The sequence below is a fragment of the Psychrobacter sp. AOP22-C1-C5 genome (genome assembly GCF_052378885.1).
Classification (GTDB): domain Bacteria; phylum Pseudomonadota; class Gammaproteobacteria; order Pseudomonadales; family Moraxellaceae; genus Psychrobacter.
The window spans coordinates 42107-64817 of record NZ_JBQSYC010000001.1; the positions used below are offsets into that span (position 1 = coordinate 42107).

17 protein-coding genes are annotated in these 22711 nt (G+C 43.5%); 10 read left to right on the forward strand and 7 right to left on the reverse strand.

All coding sequences use genetic code 11. The features are described from left to right. Positions 1-330 precede the first annotated feature (330 nt). The 3 genes from mnmA (at position 331) to ACT3TH_RS00195 (ending at position 3581) form a co-directional block, all read left to right on the forward strand. A complete protein-coding gene (mnmA, locus tag ACT3TH_RS00185; RefSeq protein WP_444754258.1) occupies positions 331-1443 on the forward strand; it encodes a tRNA 2-thiouridine(34) synthase MnmA in 1113 nt (370 codons plus the stop codon). Between the two features lie 71 nt (positions 1444-1514). Then, entirely contained in the window at positions 1515-2906 is a 1392-nt protein-coding gene (gene purB, locus ACT3TH_RS00190) for an adenylosuccinate lyase (protein ID WP_444753844.1), read from the forward strand. Between the two features lie 42 nt (positions 2907-2948). Further along, on the forward strand, positions 2949-3581 hold the full coding sequence (locus ACT3TH_RS00195; protein WP_444753845.1) for a DUF2238 domain-containing protein: 633 nt from the start codon (positions 2949-2951) through the stop codon (positions 3579-3581). Between the two features lie 33 nt (positions 3582-3614). On the opposite strand, the gene ACT3TH_RS00200 is transcribed toward ACT3TH_RS00195, so the two are convergent. Further along, entirely contained in the window at positions 3615-3791 is a 177-nt protein-coding gene (locus ACT3TH_RS00200; protein ID WP_444753846.1) for an NF038104 family lipoprotein, read from the reverse strand. 128 nt (positions 3792-3919) lie between these two features. On the opposite strand from ACT3TH_RS00200, the gene ACT3TH_RS00205 reads away from it, so the two are divergent. Beyond that, positions 3920-5092 (forward strand): JmjC domain-containing protein, encoded by a 1173-nt coding sequence (locus tag ACT3TH_RS00205; protein WP_444753847.1) that lies wholly within the window; start codon positions 3920-3922, stop codon positions 5090-5092. Positions 5093-5394: 302 nt separating this feature from the next. On the opposite strand, the gene ACT3TH_RS00210 is transcribed toward ACT3TH_RS00205, so the two are convergent. From ACT3TH_RS00210 to ACT3TH_RS00220, 3 genes are all read right to left on the reverse strand, one after another. After that, positions 5395-6087 carry a 1-pyrroline-5-carboxylate dehydrogenase gene (locus tag ACT3TH_RS00210; RefSeq protein WP_444753848.1) on the reverse strand — a complete coding sequence of 231 codons (693 nt, stop codon included), beginning with the start codon at positions 6085-6087 and terminating at the stop codon, positions 5395-5397. A gap of 11 nt (positions 6088-6098) precedes the next feature. Continuing rightward, the gene (gene putA / locus ACT3TH_RS00215; protein ID WP_444753849.1) at positions 6099-9353 is read right to left on the reverse strand and encodes a bifunctional proline dehydrogenase/L-glutamate gamma-semialdehyde dehydrogenase PutA; all 3255 of its coding nucleotides are present in this window, start codon (positions 9351-9353) and stop codon (positions 6099-6101) included. A 714-nt stretch (positions 9354-10067) separates the two neighbouring features. Beyond that, positions 10068-11363, reverse strand: a complete 1296-nt coding sequence (locus ACT3TH_RS00220) for an NCS2 family permease (protein ID WP_444753850.1) — start codon at positions 11361-11363, stop codon at positions 10068-10070. Positions 11364-11889: 526 nt separating this feature from the next. Between ACT3TH_RS00220 and tolQ the strand changes: the two genes are divergently transcribed. From tolQ to ACT3TH_RS00240, 4 genes are all read left to right on the forward strand, one after another. Then, complete coding sequence (gene tolQ / locus ACT3TH_RS00225; RefSeq protein ID WP_444753851.1) at positions 11890-12612, forward strand: protein TolQ; 723 nt, start codon at positions 11890-11892, stop codon at positions 12610-12612. Continuing rightward, positions 12609-13070: a protein TolR gene (tolR, locus tag ACT3TH_RS00230; RefSeq protein WP_444753852.1), complete on the forward strand. Its 462-nt coding sequence runs from the start codon at positions 12609-12611 to the stop codon at positions 13068-13070. The genes tolQ and tolR overlap by 4 nt, the downstream gene beginning before the upstream one ends. 86 nt (positions 13071-13156) lie before the next feature. Then, positions 13157-14149, forward strand: a complete 993-nt coding sequence (locus ACT3TH_RS00235; RefSeq protein WP_444753853.1) for a cell envelope integrity protein TolA — start codon at positions 13157-13159, stop codon at positions 14147-14149. Between the two features lie 152 nt (positions 14150-14301). Continuing rightward, a complete protein-coding gene (locus tag ACT3TH_RS00240; RefSeq protein ID WP_444753854.1) occupies positions 14302-15594 on the forward strand; it encodes a translocation protein TolB in 1293 nt (430 codons plus the stop codon). A gap of 379 nt (positions 15595-15973) precedes the next feature. Here ACT3TH_RS00240 and ACT3TH_RS00245 read toward each other — a convergent pair whose 3' ends face one another. Then, positions 15974-16591 carry a flavodoxin family protein gene (locus tag ACT3TH_RS00245; protein ID WP_444753855.1) on the reverse strand — a complete coding sequence of 206 codons (618 nt, stop codon included), beginning with the start codon at positions 16589-16591 and terminating at the stop codon, positions 15974-15976. 610 nt (positions 16592-17201) lie between these two features. On the opposite strand from ACT3TH_RS00245, the gene ACT3TH_RS00250 reads away from it, so the two are divergent. Further along, positions 17202-18464, forward strand: coding sequence for a YeeE/YedE family protein (locus ACT3TH_RS00250; protein WP_444753856.1), 1263 nt, complete (start codon positions 17202-17204; stop codon positions 18462-18464). Positions 18465-18582: 118 nt separating this feature from the next. Here ACT3TH_RS00250 and ACT3TH_RS00255 read toward each other — a convergent pair whose 3' ends face one another. Beyond that, positions 18583-19482, reverse strand: a complete 900-nt coding sequence (locus ACT3TH_RS00255) for a polyphenol oxidase family protein (RefSeq protein ID WP_444753857.1) — start codon at positions 19480-19482, stop codon at positions 18583-18585. Between the two features lie 105 nt (positions 19483-19587). Next, positions 19588-20637 (reverse strand): RluA family pseudouridine synthase, encoded by a 1050-nt coding sequence (locus tag ACT3TH_RS00260; protein ID WP_444754259.1) that lies wholly within the window; start codon positions 20635-20637, stop codon positions 19588-19590. Positions 20638-21340: 703 nt separating this feature from the next. Here ACT3TH_RS00260 and ACT3TH_RS00265 point away from each other — a divergent pair. Next, complete coding sequence (locus ACT3TH_RS00265; RefSeq protein WP_444753858.1) at positions 21341-22564, forward strand: outer membrane protein assembly factor BamD; 1224 nt, start codon at positions 21341-21343, stop codon at positions 22562-22564. Positions 22565-22711: the final 147 nt, after the last annotated feature.

Sequence of the window (22711 nt, forward strand, 5' to 3'; positions counted from 1 at the left end):
TAATTCAAAACCGCTATCTGAATTTTCGAAGCGGTTTTGCTCACACTAAAATGCCATAGGTCGCCACCAGTTTCAATTAACTGGTATAATATGACGCTTATTTTATCATAATACCAAATTCAAAAGACTAACCGGAACTGTCAAAATGCTAAGGCTATCGATCATAGCCCATGTATTGATTTTCAGAACCACTATAGATTTTGGACAAAGTATAAATAGTTGAGCCGCTCTATGTCAGCCATTGCCCCAAACTCAGACAGTTTTCATGCCCATCGCCCATTAACCCTTGCAGATATTGATGCACCTAATACCAAACATGTCATCGTTGGTATGTCAGGTGGTGTCGATTCTTCTGTATCAGCCGTCTTGCTTCAGCAAGCAGGCTTTAAGGTGGAAGGTTTGTTTATGAAGAACTGGGAAGAAGATGACGGTACTGAATATTGTACAGCAATGGATGACTTAGCAGACGCGCAAGCAGTGTGTGACAAGATTGGTATCAAATTACATACTGCCAATTTTGCTATGGAATATTGGGATCGCGTCTTTGAGCACTTCTTGGCAGAATATAAAGCGGGTCGCACGCCCAATCCTGACATTTTATGCAATAAAGAAATCAAATTTAAAGCGTTTTTAGACTACGCACTGACACTTGGTGCTGATTATATTGCGACGGGTCACTATACTCGTCGTAGTGTGAATTATATTAATGCTAATGACGAAACAGTCGCCCAGCTGTTACGTGGCCTTGATAATAACAAAGACCAAAGCTACTTCTTACATGCTGTGGGCGGTGACAAAATTGCCAAAACGCTATTTCCCGTTGGCGAGCTTGAAAAACCTTTTGTGCGTCAAATTGCCGAAGAACACGATTTGATTACCGCAAAAAAGAAAGATTCTACGGGTATTTGCTTCATTGGTGAGCGCCGTTTTAAAGACTTCTTGCAACAATACTTGCCTGCGCAAAAAGGCGACATCATGACGGATGACAACAAAGTCATCGGTACTCATGATGGACTTATGTACTATACGCTGGGTCAACGCGGCGGCATTGGTATTGGCGGTGTCAAAGATCGTCCTGAGGAGCCATGGTTTGTATTGGCAAAAGACTTAGATAAAAACCGTTTGATCGTCGGTCAAGGGCACGAACATCCTATGCTGATGAGCAATGAGCTGCGCGCCTATAAACTTGACTGGATTGAAGATCTGCCGCCTACTGATATCTTTAGTGACAAAGGTTTACGCTGTATGGCAAAATCTCGCTATCGTCAGCCAGACCAAGCCTGTCAAGTTTTAGCGACAAATGCCGATGGCAGTGAAGTTCGCGTAGTATTCGACGCGCCACAACGCGCCGTGACACCCGGCCAATCAGCAGTTTTCTATATAGATGAGGTGTGTTTAGGCGGCGGAGTGATCGCCTCTATAGATGCGCCTTGTGGGTTTTAGTCCCACTTTTTTATTTGTATTTTAATATTTTTTTGATAATGTTCCTTTCCTATAACGTTTGAGGTATTGCTATGACTCCACTTACCGCGCTATCCCCCATCGACGGTCGCTATGCGTCCAAAGCTGACAGCTTGCGCCCTTATCTATCTGAATTCGGTCTGATTAAAGCCCGTGTTACAGTTGAAATTCGCTGGTTACAGTCATTAGCGGATAATGAGGCGATCGGTGAGTTGGCAGCGTTTGATGCAGACACCAATGCGTTTTTAAATAGCATTGTTGATGATTTTAGCGAAGCGGATGCTCAAGCGATTAAGGACATCGAAGCGACGACCAATCACGATGTTAAAGCGGTCGAATACTTCATCAAAGACAAATTCCGTGGTCAGGATGCACTGATTGATTCTTTAGAATTTATCCATTTTGCTTGTACCAGCGAAGACATTAACAATCTGTCATACGCGCTAATGCTCAAAGACAGCCGTGATATCGTAGTGGCTAAAATGCAGCAAGTGACTGATAGTATTGTAGATTTGGCCATTGCGCACGCTGACCAACCTATGTTGTCACGTACGCATGGTCAAACGGCGAGTCCAACGACCCTTGGTAAAGAGATGGCAAACGTGGCTTATCGCTTAGCCCGTCAAATTAAGCAAATCGGTCAAGTAGAGCTGCTGGGTAAAATCAATGGCGCGGTTGGTAACTACAACGCTCATTTTTCAGCGTATCCTGATGTGGATTGGCAGACGCACGCAGCGCAGTTTATTGATGAGCGTTTAGAATTGACCTTTAACCCTTACACCACGCAAATTGAGCCACACGACTATATCGCTGAATTGTTTGATGCAGTCAAGCGCTTCAATACTATTTTGATCGATTTTAACCGTGATATTTGGCAGTATATTAGCTTAGGCTATTTTAAACAGCGCCTGAAAGACGGTGAAGTGGGTTCTTCTACCATGCCACATAAAGTCAACCCGATTGATTTTGAAAACTCAGAAGGCAATCTAGGTGTTGCTAATGCCATGCTCGCACATTTGGGTGAAAAGCTGCCAATTTCACGTATGCAGCGTGATCTGTCAGATTCAACCGTTTTGCGTAATATCGGTGTTGGTTTGGCACAGAGCATGATTGCTTTTGATGCGTGTCTAAAAGGCGTTGGTAAGCTTGAATTAAATGCCCAGCGTTTAAATGATGATTTGGATCAAGCACAAGAAGTATTGGCAGAACCGATTCAAACCGTCATGCGTCGCTATCGCGTGGAAAATCCGTACGAAAAACTAAAAGCTTTGACCCGTGGTAATGCCATGACTCGTGAAGCCATGCTAACCTTTGTTGAAAGTGACGAGTTGTCTGCCGTTAGCGATACCGATAAAGCACGCCTGCGCGCATTGACACCTGCCACCTATACAGGCAATGCGGCTGAACAAGCACGCACTATTAAAGAATGGATAACCAAGCTTTAATAAGAAATAAGTAGGCGCTCACAATGCATTACTATGATATGCATGACCATGTATAGTCAATATAAACCAATAATTGTCAGCACTATAGCGGTATTCATCGTTATGATGTTGGCAAGCATTGAGCCGCTGGAGTGGTCAAGCTACCTGCTACATCAGCTCGGTACCTTGCTGTTTTTAGCATTGATGCTGCTTGCTTACCACTATCGTTATATTAGTTCGCGCTCTTATACGTTCGCTTCATTGTTTTTAATCATTCATATCATAGGTGCACGTTATTTATATTCGTATGTGCCTTATGATGATTGGATAGAGCAGCTAGTTGGTGTACGTTTAGGTGAGCTATTTGGTTGGCAGCGCAATATGTATGATCGCCTTGTACATTTTAGCTACGGACTTCTGCTGTTTAGTGCGATGTTTGAAAGCGCAAAATCTAGTTTTGCCATTCACTCAACAAAACGGTTAATCGTTTTAGCCCTTATGATGAATATGTCATCGAGCCTACTCTACGAGCTAATCGAATGGAGCATTGCGATGACTTTGTCACCAGAAGCGGCAGAAGCTTATAATGGTCAGCAAGGTGATGTTTGGGACGCCCACAAAGATATGGCTATAGCATTGCTTGGTGGGCTGATTGCGGCGAGTTTTGTGCTGTTTCAAGCGAGTAGAACCAAATAATAGCTAGATAGTAGAGTTTTTATCCTTTCTACTCTAATCTTTATCGCTACTGTCGCCAGGGATAATGGCTTTGCCCACCGCAACTGTGCCTTTGACCACGCCTTTGGTGGTTTTATAAGCGACTTTAGCAGGCACTGTCACTATCTTGTGCACACAGGCTTGTAATAAAAACATGCTAGCGATGATTACGATAAAATGTAAATTTTTCATAAATTACCTATGGTTGATTAGATGCTCAGCTAAGAGTCATCAGATAGAGGATCATCATAAACTATTAAAACTCTCCTATAAAGCATTCATTACTCATCTCATCTTCATTCAAAAATACGGATTTATCCATGAGCTCTATATTCCTTTGTTTACCAGAATCCATCACGCCTGAGCAATTTTTATCAGAATATTGGCAAAAGAAACCTCTTTTGATCAAACGAGGTTTACCGCAACTCGCTGATATGTTTGAGCCAGAAGACATACTGGGTCTGGCTATTGAAGAAGATGCTTCGGCACGTCTGTTGACTCAAGCCGCAACCAAGCAAAACGGTCAACCACAATGGCAACTTAAAAAAAGCCCATTGACTGAAATAGATTTTGACAATCTACCAGAACAGTGGACGGTACTGGTACAAAACCTTGAACAATGGTCGCCTGAGCTTGGGCAACTGTGGCAAGCGTTTGATTTCATTCCACAGTGGCAACGTGATGACATTATGGTCTCTTATGCGCCTAAAGGTGGCTCAGTTGGCAAACATTATGATGACTATGATGTATTTTTGGCTCAAGGTTATGGACAGCGCCGTTGGCAGTTGGGCAAGTTCTGCGATAAAGACACAGAGTTCGTCGCTGATGAGCCGATTCGACTGTTTGATGATATGGGCGAGATTGTTTTTGATGAGATATTAGAAGCGGGTGACGTGCTTTATGTACCGCCAAAATTGTCTCACTTTGGCGTTGCGCAAGATGATTGCCTAACCTTCTCCTTTGGTTGTCGCCGCCCGAACTTAATGCAAATCATTGATAGTATGGCTGATATCGCCACCAATGATAGCGATTTGTTTGTTCCAATGCTGCTACCGCAAGCCATGCAATCATCAGGTGAGTTGCAAGCCAATAGTATTGAAGCGATTAAGAGCCAATTATTACAGCTCCTGCAATCTGAGCGTGGTGATCATATTATTCGTCAAGCGGTGTCTGAAGTGGTAAGCAAACGTCAATATGATGCGCTTATGCCAGAGGAGACGTTAGATACTGATGAGCTAATGCAAGCTTTGACTGAAGGCGCAATACTGCAAGCGGACTATAGCAATCGTCTGATTTATAGCCAGACTAACGATGGTATGACGCTCTACGCAAATGGTCAGCGCGTTGATGGTCTTGACGACGCTACTATGTCTGTTCTTATCCGTTTGGCTAACGGCGAACATTTGACACACAGTGATGTGACAGGCATTGATCCAGACGATCTAAGCGAGTGGTTAGAAAACGGCTGGGTATGGGTTGATTTTGCTGAGTAAGTTTATATTCGTTTAAACCAACCGATTTTATATCAACATAAAAAAACCGATGTCTGAATACTACTCAGATATCGGTTTTTTGTTTTCTAAGTTTTCATACAGTCAATTTACTATAAAAGAATTGTGTTTAAAATAGCGTTCTGCTGGTATAAACTTTGCTCGCTTGCTGTGAGCTTCACTTTCCAGAGGCTTCGTAAAATTTATCCCAGTAGCCCTTTATATCCTTTTTAGAATGCATCAACTATATGATAGTAGTAACGCTTAGCCTTTATTAAAACTAAGCGAAACTACGACTAAAATACTTACTCGGTACCAAGCTCAAGCAGGCTAGCATTACCACCGATAGCAGTGGTATTGATTGTTTTGACGCGCTCCGTGACGAAGCGGTGAAGATAGTCTGGTGTTAGCATCTCTGATAAGCCTTCCATATCAGTGACACTGATGACCTGAGTCAAGATACCATCTGTTTTAGCAAGTTCTTGACTGATGGCTTGCACTTCACTTCGATTGCCAGAGACAGCAACTTGTGCAAGACGATCGATATATAAGAGCGTGATTGTTTGCGAATCGTTAGCCACACTCAACACGTCATCGCTGATACCTGTCTCATAAAGTATTTTTGCCGCTTCATGACACATCTCATCTTGGCTTGGACAATGTAGAATCACTTCATTGCCTGTCAATAGTGCTGCGACGAGTTGCCCGAGCACTGCCATAGCTTTAGCAGATTCACCACCTATCACCATGGTCTTGCCACGAGCGGTAACGTACAGATCATTGGATTCGCCAGTTGCACCAGTCATACGATGCATCTCATCCAAGCTGGGTGCTGCGCTCAACAAGTGATTGAACAGACGCTTTGCTTTATTGGCATCACCTGTCAGCAAAGCCAGCTTTGGCACGGCCGCTTGTAGATAAGCTGCGCGATTCACTGCGCCAAGCAAACGCCAAGATTCACAAACCTGGGCATGATTTTTTTTGAATTCAGTCGCCATGTTGCTACTCCTTATGCGAGTTCTGTTTGAATGGTTGAGGTTGTATTGCTTTCAATCACTGCTTGCTCAGTTGCTGATGATTCAGTACTTAGCTGCATCAGACGTGCGACATAGTGCGGGCCGCCAGCTTTTGGACCAGTACCAGACAGACCACAGCCACCAAATGGTTGCACGTTTACCACTGCCCCAATTTGGTTACGATTGATATAGGTGTTTCCTACAAAAGCACGACGCTCGATATGTTCAGCCGTGTTTTCAATACGGCTATGGATACCTAAGGTCAAACCAAATCCTGTACTATTAATGGCATCGATCAGTTTGTTTAAGTCACGCGCTTGATAACGCAGTACGTGCAAGATTGGGCCGAAGTGTTCGCCACCAATCACATCGATACTTTTTACTTCAATCGCTGTTGGCAAGACAAAGGTAGAGCGTTCTTGGCTGACGACTGAGCTGGCACTCACTGGTGTCTGAGCTATGATACTGGCAGTTGGTTCAGCCTTCATGCGCTCAATATGATCTTCAAGACCTTGCTTAGCATCATTATCAATCACTGGACCTACGTCTGTGGCCGCATATAGCGGGTTCCCCACGACCAGCTCCGCCATATTTCCTTGCAATAGCTCGATCAAATCGTCCGCCATCTCTTCTTGCACACACAATATGCGGCACGCTGAACAACGTTGACCTGCTGAACCAAAGGCTGATAGTACAGCATCTCTAACCACTTGCTCTGGCAACGCGGTTGAATCGACAATCATGGCATTCTGACCACCAGTCTCAGCGATAAATACAGGCAACTCACCACTAGATTGAGCATGGTTATTTAAGCTTTGATTAATGCGTTGTGCCGTTTGTGTTGAACCAGTAAAAATAACACCTGAAATATTATCAGCTCCTGTCAATGCACCACCAACGTCCCCTGCACCAATCACCAATTGCAACGCTTCTGCTGGTACGCCCGCTTGATACATCAACTGTGCACCAAAATGAGCAATCAAGCTGGTTTGTTCGGCAGGTTTTGCTACTACCGTATTACCCGCTGCTAGAGCTGCCACGATTTGACCAGTATAAATGGCCAACGGGAAGTTCCAAGGACTGATACAAACAAAAGTACCACGCGCTTTATAAACTTGACGCGACAGCTTACCACTCAGGTCTGTAAACTCATGCACCTTGGCGTTCAGACGCTCCGCTTCATCAGCATAGAAGCGGCAGAAATCAACGGCTTCTTTAATCTCATCAATACTGTCTTGCATGGTCTTGCCAGCTTCAACTTGACACAATGCCATCAATTCAGCGTAGTTTTCTTCAAACAGGTCAGCTGTCTTGCGTAATATAGCAGCACGCTTAGCAGCTGGCACGGTTTGCCATACGCTTTGTCCAGCGACCGCCACATCAATAGCATGACGTGCAAGTGCTGCATTAGCGTATGTGACTTCACCTGCGATTACTTCATGATTCCATGGGGCTCGCACTTGCTGAACATCCAGTTTTTGGATAGCGCCATCCACTTCATATTCATCAATTGCTTCACCGTTAACGATAGAAGTCGCTGACCAGGTTTTGTGCAAATGACTGTCGATAGCTGATTTAAACGGAAGCCACTGCGACTCTACAAATATATTAGGACCAAAGCTTGCGCGCCTTGCACCATAAATTTGTGCTGGTAATGGGATATCTGGATTGTGCAATGTGGCATTGGTAAGCAGCTTATCGTAAGGGTGTACTGTTAGCTTATTAATTGGATAAGATTTGTCTAATAACTGGTGAACAAACGAGCTGTTGGCACCATTTTCTAGCAAACGACGTACCAAATAAGGTAGCAAATCTTTATGGGCACCAACGGGCGCATAAATACGAACAGGGATTTTATAAGCTTGTAGGATATGATCATAGAGCGCATCACCCATACCATGTAGACGCTGGAACTCAAACTCTTTGTGCTGACTCATGGTCATAATTGACGCGAGTGTATGCGCGTTATGAGTGGCAAACTGCGGCCAAATCAGTCCACGTAGATGGTCTGATAATAAGAAGCGCGCGCACGCAAGATAAGCGGTATCCGTTCCTTCTTTACGCGTCCAAACAGGATAACCAGATAGCCCTTTTTGCTGGGCAAGTTTGATCTCAGTATCCCAATATGCACCTTTGACCAAACGTACTGGAATACGGTCCCCGACCTCAGTTGACAAGCGAGCAAGCCAAGCAAGAACAGCGATAGCGCGCTTAGAATACCCTTGCACAACCAAACCTAGACCGTCCCAATTGGCAGTTAAGTTGTCACGGTACAAAGATTCAAACAGTTTTAGAGAAATCTCAAGACGGTCGGCTTCTTCTGCATCGATACTGATGTCCACATTGACTTCGCGTGCCGCTTCAATAAGCAGCAAACAGCGTTGACGCAACAATCCTAGTACTTGGGCTTCTTGAGTGGCTTCATAGCGAGGATGCAATGCAGATAGTTTGATAGAGACTGATGGCTTTGGCATGCCTTCTTTAACTTTGATGTTAGCAGTAGCTCTAATCGCATGCAGATAGTCGTTGAAGTATTTTTCGGCATCTCTATGCGTGATGGCCGCTTCGCCAAGCATATCAAACGAATAGGTATACCCTTTATTGCGATACGGCTGACTGTTTTTGTTTGCGTTTTCAATGGTCTCACCCAACACAAACTGATGCCCCATGATACGCATGGCTTTTTGCATTGCACTGCGAATCACTGGTTCACCCATTTTTTTGGTCATACGGTCCAAGAACCCTGACGCTGTGGTGTTACTATCAATACTCACCACACGGCCCGTCATCATCATGCCCCACGATGAGGCATTGACCATAAAACCATTGTCGTCTTTTATGTGTTTTTTCCAGTCGGCCACACTCATTTTGTCATGAATAAGGGCGTCAGCTGTGTAGTTGTCTGGCACTCGAATCAAGGCTTCTGCCAAGCTCATCAGCAAGATACCTTCTTGAGTATCAAGACTGTATTCAAGCAACAACGAATCAACCATTTTGACAGCCTTGCCATCATTACGCACATGCTCAACCAACTGGCGCGTTTGCTCAGCTGCCGCATTGCGTTCTTCATCGCTAGGTTTGGCTAATGGCAATAATTTAGACAGCCAGCTGGTTTCATCGACGCTATATAATGGCGAAATACGCGCATGCAGCTCTTGTGATGATTGAGCGATATACTCTGGCGACAGCAAATTGACAGGGTTAAATAAAATTGGCTTTTGCGGGGTAAACTGATCTACTGGGTTCATAACAACTCCATAACTATCGTTTAAAAACCATTATAAATGGTGCTTTAGGAAGTCTGACCATGATGCATAAATGCCTGTGTCCGCTATTAAATAGAATAGTGGTCATTGACTGATACTCATAGCAATAATCAAAAGACCAAACGGCGCCATCACAAAACGGGAAAATCCAGCATAGGCTGGAAGTGGTTAAGTAGGTCGTTCGCGTGTTAAACGGGCTACGTTAACAATACAAAGGCAACAAACAGTTAAGCGGCATTAGTGCCTTCTTCTTGTTAGTAGTGAAAGGAGTGTGATGGTCAGATATGTCGAGCGCTTGATCAAAACAACGAAGACTAAGTATCGTTTTGACTAGGTCTAAATCTGTCATCTTATTTGACGCTAATTCACTGTAAGAAAAACCTCTACGGCGTTGATTGAGGTGATGCGCTTAACTTGGGCATGTTAGCATGAAAAAAATTTTCAAACTAACACTATTTATCATTTTTATAAATTTGTATCATACTAAAAAATGACCAATTATCAGCAGTTTACCCAACATGACGCTTTAGTTATATTTTCCTATTTACTATTTTAAATTAATTATTTTTAAATCAAATACTTGCAAAATCAAAGATAACTCGACTACTCCTTACACCAAAAAAAGCCCTTTTCACTTTTTTAGAGTAAAAAGGGCTTAATTACAAATATAATAGCGAGAAACGCGCTAATAAACGCTTAAAGTAGTACCAACTTAGCCAACAAAATAATCGTCAATACCCAAACTGGAATTGTAATTTCAGAAAATTTACCTGTCATGAGTTTTACCGCTGTAAAAGTAATAAAACCAAGCGCAATACCATCAGCAATGGAGTACGTAAGCGGTGTCAACAGCAATACCACAGCGACTGGCGCGGCTTCCGTTAAGTCTTCCCAGTTGATATCTTTTAGTGTAAATAACATCAAGACCGACACATAAAAAATCGCACCCGCTGTGGCATACGCGGGAATCATACCAGCCAATGGCGCAAAGAAAATACTCAGGACAAATAAGACGCCGACGGTCACTGCCATCAGACCTGTACGTCCACCAGACGCCACGCCAGACGCACTTTCAATATAACTGGTCGTCGATGACGTACCAAGCATAGCACCTGTCACAGTCGCCGTTGAATCGGCCAATAAGGCTTTGTCCATATTAGGAATATTGCCGTCTTTATCAATGAGGCCTGCTTTACTGGCGATACCAACTAAGCTACCCGTTGTATCAAATAAATCGACGAATAAAAAGGCGAAGATAACGCTGATCATACCAACGTCGAATGCACCCGCAATATCAAGCTGCATAAGCGTTGGTGCGATGGATGGTGGCGCTGACATAATGCCAGTAAAATGCGTATGCCCTGTCAACAAGCTAATCAATGTAATGACTAAAATACCAATCGTGACAGCGCCTGGCACTTTTTTGTAGACCAAACCAATAATGATAAAGAAGCCTAACGCTGCCATCATAGGCGCAAATGAGCTCATGTCACCGAGCATCAACAAGGTTGATTCGCGGCCAACAATGATACCTGAGCTTTGGAGCGCGATGAACGCTAAGAAAGCACCAATACCTGCCACAATACCTTGCTTAAGGCTTGTTGGAATAGCATTAATGATCCACTCGCGAATCTTGAATAAACTTAAAATAATAAACAAACAACCCGATAGGAAAACTGCGCCTAACGCCGTTTGCCATGCATAGCCCATACCCAGTACGACACCATAGGTAAAAAAAGCATTGAGACCCATACCTGGTGCTAGCGCCACAGGCAATCGAGCATAGATACCCATAATAAAACAGCCGACTGCGGCTGCTAAACAGGTGGCAACAAACACTGCCCCTTTGTCCATACCAGCCTCAGCCAATACGTTGGGGTTCACAAAAATGATGTAAGCCATGGTCAAAAAAGTGGTTATACCGGCAAGGATTTCCGTTTTGACTGTGGTGTTTTCACCGTTAATCCCAAAATAGCGTTCAATTGCATTCATAGTGTCGCGCCCAGCTTGCTAGTGAAAGAACAAATTTATTGGTGCCTAAAATAAATATGACGTCAGCAAAAATTGCGACGTCATGATAAAAAGACAGCGGTAACAAAGTGCAACATTTTAGAGAAATTACGCTACAAATTCAATCATTACCAATGCCTAATGGGTATAAATCTGTTTTTCTGGCTCATCGCTTGCTGCGGCCAAACAAGGTTTTAGATATACCTATAATAGTGGGCCTGTTTTGAAAAATATGCAGTGCTATTAGGATGGTTTTTTTGATTTTGGATGATCTATGTATGATATACATATTCTGTAAATATAATAGTAGAAATATAAATGGTATTATTGGGTGTTTAACACTTTAATAAATGACCTTTTCTGCATTTAGCAGTACACTAGGCGGCTAATAGCAGTATCCACAATCAGTACATATACTGCTGGTCATAACATTTTTTAATTAGTAGGTCCTATTTGGTCTGCGTGTCGCACCATGCCAATTATTATCCATTATCCATGAGTCCCATACATGCCTGAATCATTAAATATTATCGACCTTATTACCCAAGCCAGTCTTTTGGTGCAGATTGTGATGGCATTACTATTGTTGGCTTCCTTACTAAGTTGGGTGATTATCTTTCGCATGAGTGCGCGACTCGGTACAGCCAAAAGCTTCGATCAACAGTTTGAAACTTGGTTTTGGTCAGGTGAAGATTTGGCCAAACTGTATCAAGGCGTGCAAGGCTCGCCTGAACGCCAAGGACTTGAGCAAATATTTTATGTGGGATTTTCTGAATATTTAAGAATGCATAAGAAGCGCCAACCCAAAGACGACATCATTGACGGGGTTGAACGTAAACTGCGCGTTGGCTTAGGTCGTCAGCAGCAATTGCTAGAGTCAGGATTGACGACGCTTGCAAGTATTGGCTCGGTAGCCCCTTATATTGGTCTATTTGGTACTGTTTGGGGCATCATGAATGCGTTTTTAGGATTGTCTCAAACTGAGCAAGCGACGCTAGCTTCTGTCGCACCTGGTATTGCAGAAGCGTTAATCGCCACTGCCATGGGCTTATTTGCTGCTATCCCTGCGGTTCTCGCCTACAATCACTTTACAGCCAAGTCGAGTCGTCTATATGACTCACGTGCGTTATTCTGCGATGAGATGACGGGCATGCTTCAGCGTGAGACCAGCGCAGAAATTATCACAGGTAGAGACACCGCAGCTGATAACCATCAGGTGACAGGGTTATGAAACAAAGTCCCTATCGCCGTGAAAAAAAAGCGCTAAATGCGGAGATGAACGTTGTTCCTTATATCGACGTGATGTTGGTACTACTAGTGATATTTATGGTCACAGCACCAATGCTGATTACTGGCGTCGATGTTGATTTGCCAAAAGAGCAAACCAATACTATGAGCCAAAGCCAGCTACCCGTCATTGTGTCTTTAACGGATAGCGGTGAGATTTTTATCAGTTACGAAAACAACATCGATTTGCCCATGAGTGAACCAGAACTGATTGATACCTTATCCACCTTACAAAGTCAAAGCAGTGAAGCTGGCGCTCAACCCTTACAAGTCATGATTAATGCTGACCAAAACAATCAATATGGTGCCATCATGACATTGATGGCAACTTTACAACAAGCAGGCATTCAAAAAGTTGGTCTATTGACGGGCGCGCCCTTACCGACGCCCTCATTACAATGACGCCTATTTTTAGCCTAACTTGTTATAATAAAAAAGATAATTTTAAGCAGATAATTTGATGAACCTCGCCCTTGAGTATCCCAATCATGCATAATGCTCCGATCGTTTATGTGCCGACCCAACCTGAAGGCAACGGTCTAACCTTGCCGACGCTACTCAGTTTGCTAGCACATGGTCTTGTGATTGGCGTTCTCATTTATACCTATCAACACACTGAAGTAGAAACTGCTAGCAGTATTGAGACGGTCATGGTTTCACCTGAACAGTTGGCTGAGATGCAAGGACAAATCTTGGCCAATCGTGCAGCAGCAACCAGTGCCATGCAGGCTGAAAGCGGTGCAACGGGTACAATGCAAACCGAAAGTTTTGATAGTAGCGCTGGCACGCAAAGCTTCGACCAACCAAACTCTCAGTCTGTCCCTGTTTTTACACGCTCCGATGATGCCAGCCAGCCAATGCTAATGAGTGAAGATCAGCGTCAGCGCATACTTGATCAGAATCAAGACTATGAGCGACGTATGGCTGAGTGGGCCGCGCAACTAGATGAATCGGTGACCGAAGAGCACGATCAAATTGACCAGAATAAAAGAGAACAGCGTATAGAAGAACGAGAGCGACTTGGAGACCTACGTAGTAAACAAAACAATCCTCCAAAGATTACCCGCCCCACTGCCAGTGACCGCAATATAGACATCAGTGCTGGCAGCTCAGGGAAAACATTTAGTCTGTCAGATGGTCAATCTAGCATTTCTGGCGATACGGCCACGTCTAGCCTCTCCAAGGGCAGTAGTCGATCCGCTTCAAGCGGTAGTCGCGGCGGCGCAAGCAACAGCGAAATTGTTGGCTTAATCAAACGTAATTATAATCCGCCTACCGCAGCGAGAGGCTCAACTCAAAGCGCTACTTTGACTATCACTGTCAATGCCAGCGGAAGCATCGTCAATGTCTCTGCTTCAGGACCTGATAGCGCCGTCAATGAAGCTGCCAAGCAAGCGGTATTAGCAACAGGTACATTACCGATTGATGCCGACGACCCAAAATACCCTACTTTTACCATACAATTTAAAGGCAGTAATTAATCAGTTGCTCATGTTTTATATTATTGATAACGTAAATTATTGATAACGTGACGTTAATCGGCTACTACCGCAGAATCTACGGCCTTATCATGATGACAGGTCTATTACTTATAAAAAAGATAACCATACTATTTTAGGAGCTCAACTGACTCATGCGTACTCATAAGAAACTATTAGCCTCTTTGCTCGCCAGCGTTTCCACTTTCCTTATTTCTCCAAGCGTGCTTGCCGCACCTGTTGTTTTAGAGCTGGATTATGAAATTCCTGTTCAACAAAACCAAGTTGCATTTGTACCGTTTGCAGGTGATTCTGTTTTATCGCCTATCATCTTAAACAACTTGAGTAAATCAGAGCTCAAAGTCACCAGCCAAAACCTGCCTCAGCAGCCGCATAGTAGTAGCGAGCTGGCAGGTACACTACCCGTTTGGCAAAGTATGGGGATTCCTTACCTTGTGGTTGGCAGTACCCGTACCAATCGTGGTAAAGTTGTGACTGACTATGAGGTTATCGATGTCAAATCTGGCCGGGTGATTCAAGGCAAACAAAGCTTAACGGCTGACAATAATAAAGACAGCATGCGTTACGCCGGTCACGTTATCTCTGATAAAGTGTATGAGCTTATTACGGGTATTCCAGGCGATTTTTCAGGGCGTATCGCTTATATTGAAGAAATTGGCGCTGGAAAAGAAAAAGTATCACGCTTGAAAGTCATGGATGCAGACGGTGAAAATGCCAAAACCATTACTGAAGTCGCAGGCTCTATATTTGCGCCAACATGGTCACCCGATGGTAACCGTATTGCTTATTCGGTACAACGCGATAAGTCCTATCCTATTATTTATGTACAAAATGTCAGCGGTGGTGGTGCCACGCCATTAACGCCTTTTTCTGGCAGTAACTTGAGTCCTTCGTTTTCACCTGATGGCAGCAAAGTGTTATTTTCGAGCAGCTTTGAAGGTAGCGCGCATATTTATGAAATAAGCGCCAGTGGTGGTCAGCCTAGAAGACTCACCAACTGGCCGAGCAGCGAAGTACAACCGAGCTATGCCCCTGATGGCAAGTCCTTTGTCTTCGTCAGTGATCGAGCAGGATTTAACAAACCGCAGATTTATCGTTATGAGTTTGGCTCAGGACGTACAACCAAGGTATCCAATAGTGGTTATGCTACTAGCCCGCGATACAGTAGCGATGGTTCACAAATTGCCTTTTTAAACGGACGCTCAGCTGCCATCATGAATAGCAACGGCGCTGTGACGGCAAACTTAGGTAACACAGGTATTGATGAAGCGCCAAGCTTTTCGCCAAACGGTAAGCGCGTGGTATACGCATCAAAGCAAGGCGGCAAAGGCGTACTGACCATCAAGTCCCTTAATGGCGGTGAAGCATTCGGTAAGTCAGGCCAAGGCGTCATCCGCTCACCAGTATGGTCATCTAGTCCCAAATAGTATGTTTAAAGAAGCGCCCAGTGAATCATTCGGCGCTTTTTTATATTTTAAACCCCGTTAGATATTTATTATGTTATGACTTAACAGCTTAGTTATTTGTAACAAGCATAATTTTACAGTCATTGAGCGCTTTTTGAGATTCTATTATGAAGTCATTTACTCTGACCTGCTTACTATCATCGACAATGCTATTTACTGGTTGCCAATCGTTTCAATTTGTCGACAGTCCTATACCTGTTACGGCGACTCCCACTACAACCATTGCCGGACAAAGTAATAGCCAATAAAATATGCTCAGTAAAACAAAAAAAACAGATATCAATTTGATATCTGTTTTTTTATTTCACAAATGAAACGAGCGATTTCGTATCAACTTGTCTTAACTTTTTGAAGAAGCTGGCTGATGTTTGATGATAGTTTTGGCTAAGTGATCGCCAAACCAGACAGCCGTATCAATATCGCCAACCCCTGGCGTCTCTTCAGGTGGTCCATCAAGTGACTGAGTCATTAATCCCAAAAAGCTGGATAGCCGATTTAAATCATGCACTTCATGACCTGTCGGCATCAATGGTAAACCAATCCAATTCATACCGTGCTGCATCGCATATAAAGAAATCTGCTGTAATACGGCAAGTTTGTCACCGCTGAGTCCACCAGAGTTCGCAAAAGCGGCAGCCCATTTGCCTTCCCATTTGCGATGATACCAACGCTTTGAGGTTTCATCCATAAAAGTCTTAAATTCAGCCGTCACACTGCCCATATATACAGCACTACCGAATACCAATAAATCGGCTTGGTCCAAATACTCCCAATCGACATCATGGACATCGACAGCTTTAGCCTGTGCCTCTGGCAATTGCTGATGTGCGCCTTTGACGATTGCTTCAGCGACTCGCTTAGTATGGCCATAATTGCTGTGAAAAATGACAGCAATAGACACATTAGGTGAGTTATCAGTGGGCCCGGATGTTAAAGACGATTCGACAGATGTATTCATACAAACTCTAATAATGGATTGATTGAATATAGTCAATCTCATATAAAATGCATACGGCGTCGGACTCAATCAGGCTACTATTTGCAGCACCTTTATTCGCCTATTTGGTATGCAGTCTATCTTGAGCAGACTATGGTATTATTTTTTTAAAATGCTAAAAACGTATTTTATAAATATCTTATTTATTTAGCTATAAATCACTGGCTACGATATAAGGTAGTAAACGTAGTAATCAATATGAGGTAAGCTTTTATAAATTCAACCTTATCTCAGCTGCTATATTTATAAAAACTTAATTAACGCACTAACAATATAACTCTTCTTAATAAATCATTACCCAGCCTATCTCGATGGTTGTCAACGACTAAACCAAATGCAAAATCAAACAAACGATACACCAGACAAAGAGATATAGTCGACTCCTCATGTCAGTCTTTATTATATTCCATAATAGAATATGCTAATTCCCTCTCTTTTTGTCACCCTTTTAAAAAACAGGTTTATCATAGGGCGCTTATTCGACTATCCCTGAATATCTCATTTAAATATTCCAAAACACTATTTCAAACGATTAACTCTGAAACCATATATCAGAGAAGGATGTATTCCCTTGGCTACTACAACGATGAAAGTCCAACCTGTGAACGATACACTAGACCCGATTTCTAGAGGTACTCTGACTTTAAATGACCCACAGAAGCTACTGGTAGTAGGCGGCGCGCTTGCCGGATTTATTATGTTGGTTTATCTGTTCAATACTCAGCCTATGGCCCAGCCCCTACTTTTTGTTATTGGCTTATTGCTCGGCTATACCTTGTTTCATGCGCGCTTTGGTTTTACCTCTGCATTTAGGCGTCTGATGTCAGTGGGCAATGGACAAGCAATGCGTTCTCATATGTTAATGTTAGCAGTTGCTGTTAGTTTATTCGCCCCTATTCTTGCTTATGGTACGACCCTTTTTGGAGGATCGGTCGCAGGTTATGTGTCACCAGTTGGCGTCAGTTTACTCGTAGGAGCTTTCGTATTCGGTATTGGTATGCAGCTGGGTGGCGGTTGTGCTTCTGGTACGCTCTATGCAGTCGGTGGTGGACGCTCAGTGATGTTTATTACTTTTATATTCTTCATTATTGGTGCAACTATTGGTGCTTATCATTTACCTTTTTGGACAGAAGAGATGCCCTCCTTGGCCCCTTTTTCTTTAGCGACATCTACGGGTCTTGGTTATAGTGGCGCCTGGATGGTATCTTTGGCATTATTTGCTGTGATTGCGTGGGTCACACTTATTGTTGAGAAAAAAACCAAAGCCCCTAAGATGGCACCTGTGCCAACTGAAAAAGGTTGGAAGCGCGTCTTTCGCGGCTCTTGGCCTCTATTCGCAGCAGCGATTGTCTTGGCCATACTTAATGCTTTAACATTGATTACGCGTGGTCAACCATGGGGTATAACCTCTGCATTTTCATTATGGGGTTCCAAAATTGCAAGCACCTTTGGTGTTGATGTTGCTAGCTGGGGCTATTGGCAAGGAACAAATGCAGCTGCGCTGAATGCTTCCATCTTTGCTGATTCGACCACGGTCATGAATATCGGTATTATTATCGGTGCTTTTATTGCCTCAGCAGCAGGCGGCTTATTCAAATTTACCCAGATTACTGTAGGCAATTTTGCGGCTTCCGTGATTGGCGGATTAATGATGGGTTATGGCGCACGTCTTGCTTTTGGCTGTAATATCGGTGCTTACTTTGGCGGCATTGCCTCTTTCAGTGCTCATGGTTATATTTGGGGCATCATGGCAATGGCAGGGACTTTCTTAGCCTTATATCTGCGTCCGTTATTTGGGCTGTCTGTACCAAAATCTAGTGATTCTGTATGCTAAAAAATCAATAGTTTATGAATAAAAAATAGCAGACTTATATTAAGTCTGCTATTTTTTTGCGCTGTTATTGTCAATTGATAACCATCGTTACATCGCTTCTATCAATAAATAACTTTTATCAATGCGCAGAAAGACCACGAACAATCACCAGCGCCATACGTCCCGTAGCAGGCTGGTTCAAATGTGTCTGACGACGATAAGAGTAATATCGATTATCAGCATAACTACAATGCTTCGGCAGTCCACCAGTTAACGTTACGCCAGTCGTCTTTAATTGATCGGCAGCCAGCTTTGGTAGATCAAGTTTGAGCTTATCAGCATTGTCTGCCTCGCTATTTACAACATACAGTTGGTCAAAATTCTCAATATCAGATACCGTTAATGACTGAGTTTCTACGCAGCCTGCTAACAATTGGTCACGGACTTGGCGACCAACCTCATAGTTTTCTTGACTGATACAAACGCCAATCCAAGCACTTATCGGCCCAGACTCTCTAAAACGCTGAACCGTTGCTTGAATAACACCGCATGCCAGCCCTTGCCAGCCTGCATGAATTGCTGCAATCTGACCACTTGCTGGTTGATATAATACGATGGGAACACAATCAGCTGTCATTATGGCAAGACCAAGACCTTGCTGCTGACTAATTATCGCATCAGCGGGCATTGGCTTCATACCTAGTGCAGTAGCATCGACATCATAAATGTGTTTGCCATGAACTTGACTAACCCAGTGCAAGCTTTTGATGCTTGTAGGTTGCTCAGTCTTTAAAGATATACCAGCTATTTGCTCGTTAATGGCAGTCAATAAACGCATGCGATTATTCAATACTTTTGACGCATCGTCCTTGACATGTAATCCTAAGTTTAGCTCGCCGTAACTGGCTTGGTTGTCCGATTCTATTTGCCCATTCTTTAAGTGAGGACTATTAACATCATCACTGATAAACGCCGCCGTTTGAAAAACAGCCACATCATCAATTTGCGCAAGCAACGTCATAGGAAACTTAGGAGTCATGGCTGATTTACCATCTTAATGAATTGCTTTTAGGTTACTGGCACTGATTTGAGACTTATTTATTTCTTACGACAATCATTCACAGGCCTTGTTACGAATAACTGTTCACTCGTCACCATAATCGCCGCTTAGCACTGCCATCAATTGTTGCATATCGTCTGGCATTGGTGTCGTGACCTCAATGTCTTCGCCTGTCGTTGGATGCACAAAACCTAAAGTATAGGCATGCAAGGCTTGACGTGAAAAGCCATTAATCGCTTGACGCTGAGCTTCTGTTAGGCCTGATCGCAGTTGACGACGACCACCATACACACGGTCACCAACTATCGGATACGTAATATGACTCAAATGCACACGAATCTGATGGGTTCTTCCCGTTTCAAGCCCCACATCTAATAGGCAGTAATTGTCATTAAGAGGGGTGACGTTTAATAAATGCGTAACAGCCTCACGTCCTGCTGTCATAACCGTCATCTTGGTACGCTGATTGCGATGACGACCAATCGGCGCGTCAATACGCCTGTGACGAAGTAAGCTTGCCGCATCCCCTGCCACCACACATTGATAATGACGATAGACTGACTTATCTTTTAGCTGCTCCATCAATGCCAATTGGGCAGGCTTGGTCTTACCAATCAGCAATAGCCCTGAGGTGTCTTTATCGATCCGGTGCACAAGACCTGCACGCGGCAAATGATGTTGCTGCGGATAATGATACAAAAGCGCATTGACCAAAGTACCCGTCTGATTGCCTGCACCAGGGTGAACCACCATACCGACCGGTTTATTAATCACCAACACGTCATCGTCCTCATAGACGACATCGATATCTATGTTCTCTGGTTGATCTTCACTATGTTGCTCCAAAGTCGTTGATAGATGCAATACATCATCGGCTTTGACACGAACTTTCGGTCTTTGGACAGTGTCGTTGTAACGCAAACTACCATCAGTAATCCAACCTTGCAGCTGTACCCGAGAAAAATCTGTAAATACTTGCGAGGCTACTTTATCGATACGCAAACCTGCCTGATCTTCTGTGACGATATGCGTCATATCAACCACGACAGGTACCGCTTGACCCGCAATTGGCGCTTCATCATCATCGCTGTCATCAATATCAATATCATCGTCTTCGTCGTTGCTATCAATCATGTCATCATCAAGCGCATCACTGTCTTCTAAGAGCGTTTCTTCTGAAATAGCCCCGTCATACACTTGCTCATCAAGTGCTGGCTGATTGTTGTCAGGTAATTCACTATTCTTTAAAACGTCATTTGGCATTGGTGACTCTTGTGCTTATGAATCAGTATCTAACGATTGATTCGGTGGTAAATGGGTAGTTATAATCGCGATAGTGTACCATGTCGCGCGCTCAAGCCCTATAGACGAGGTACGTTATCTGGAATTTTTGATGATAATTCAATGTACGACTGATCAAGCCGGCATTAATGATTAGCTATCTAAAATATGACATTGCTGTAATTTACTGTATATTTATCCATGTCAGTGACATTCAATATCGCTCACGCTAGCCGTGCATGTTAAAATACGAAAAAATAGACGAAGCAAACGTTATTCTATAAAGTATGGTCATATTTTGCTGTATGCTATGGCACTGTAGTTTACAATAACCCTATTTTATCAGAATAAAATGTGATTTTTATCTAATGCACAAGTCATAAAAACCATAGTAAAACCGCATTCGATGTAAGGTCATATTAATGATGAGTCTGCTTAACCCTAAGCAGACTCAATAGTAGACAGTTAACTGATGTCATAAGCATCGTTTTTTATTATTAACCTTTTATATAGCATAATGGCGCTGCTATTGTGCGTCCTGTGTCGGAGAAGAAGTATGCAAGCTGTTGGCAATACGTTTATCAAACTGTCCTCAATCACCTTACTTGCGCTCAGCGTAAACCTAGTAGGTTGTCAGACTTTTAAGAACCTGACTGGTAAAAAAGACACCGATGCGGTAGAGACTGCCGAAAAGTCAGAGCAAGGTTACTATAACGACGCCATCGCTCAAATTGATAAAGGTCGCTACAACCAGTCTATCGAAGACTTGACCAATTTGCGCACCTTCTACCCTACTGGACAGTATGCTGAGCAAGCCCTGCTCGATATGATGTACGCACAGTATGCAAGTGGTAAGTTCGAAATGGCAGCAGCCAGCGCCGATCAGTTTATTCGTCTATATCCTTCTAACCCGCAAGTAAGTTACGCCTACTATGTACGCGGCGTGGCCAACATGGAAGGCTCATCAGAAGGTTTAAAGCTGTTCAAGCTCAATCAAGCGGAGCGTGACACTGCTTATTTACGCATTGCTTTTGCCAACTTCCAAGAGCTTATTAATAAATACCCTAATAGCCCTTACGCACCAGATGCCGCTCAACGCATGACCTTTATTTACAATCAGTTTGCGGAGAGCGAGATGAGCGCTGCTAACTGGTATATCGAGCGTGAAGCATATGTTGCCGCTGTAAACCGTGCAAAATGGGTATTTCAATACTACCCACTTAGTGAATCAATCCCAGAAGCCATCGCCGTTCTAGCTTATAGCAATGGTAAATTGGGTCTGACGGACTTGGCAAACGAGTACAAAACACTGTTGCAAATTAACTACCCGAATTGGCTGACCAATGACGGCCGTGTAAGATTAAAAACCAAACGTGATAGCACTTGGCTGAACAAAATAACCTTTGGAAAGCTTGGTCGCTCAAGCATGACCGACACATCAGCTGCAACTGGTCAATACAATGGCGCAACCAAGACTCAGATAATTCGTAACGCCAACCAATTAAGACTGCCAAGCGACAATGCTGCCAGTACTGCTCCAACCCGCGCGCCTGCAACCAGCATTGCTCCTGCGAGTAATAACGGTATCAATATAGGTTTAGGTTTGCCTGAAGCGACAACGGAACGAGTCACTAGCCAGTCAAGTGTCGGCTCTACAGCCAGAGAAGCGAACGTTGATCCACAAAACATCAATCCAACGCGCCGCACGACCCTACCTGAGGGTGAACGTGACAGTATTTTGCTAACCCCTTCCAACACTGATACAGATATGATGGATTAAGTCCGATTCTTTGAATGGATTTCACACCGTCTATTGCGCGTTATAAATAATAAGGTCAACATTCTGTTGGCCTTATTTTTCTATCGCTACTATTTCTCCATCACTACTTTATCGTCTGTGTCCCAACCTAATTGACCTATGGTAAAC